General features: G+C 48.6%; 1 protein-coding gene. It reads right to left on the minus strand.

The window, feature by feature from the left end:
• On the minus strand, positions 1–397 hold a 397-nt coding region (locus RRY12_13280), incomplete at both ends, for a hypothetical protein (protein MEG2185647.1).

Consider the following 397-nt stretch of genomic DNA (forward strand, 5'->3'; position numbering starts at 1 on the left):
GTCGTCTGTATTTTCTCCCGTCTCAAGAAACTTGAGCCAGTCCCTCCAGAACGGACTTTGATTGTTTTCCGCGGTCAATTCTACAAACGGTCCCCATACCGGTTCTTTTTCCGGGAAACCGGCCGCTTTTGGTATGACGCGGCATTTTATTACACCATAACCGCCGCCATCCCATTTTATTTTTCCAGAGGTTGTGAAGATGTAAAAATCCCCGCTAACCGCGATAGTTTGACCCAAGAGCGGATCTCCTGCTGTGTCGGTCAATCTCCAATATTTTCTGCCTATGGTGGATGAATTTGGTGGCTCTGTGGATATATCGGCAGAGGCCTCTGTGCCTCCTGAAATATACCATTCAACCAGAGATTCGTCTGTGAGGTTTGACGCGTCGTCAGCCTGA

It is taken from the genome of Cloacibacillus sp., from assembly GCA_036655895.1.
Classification (GTDB): Bacteria; Synergistota; Synergistia; order Synergistales; family Synergistaceae; genus JAVVPF01.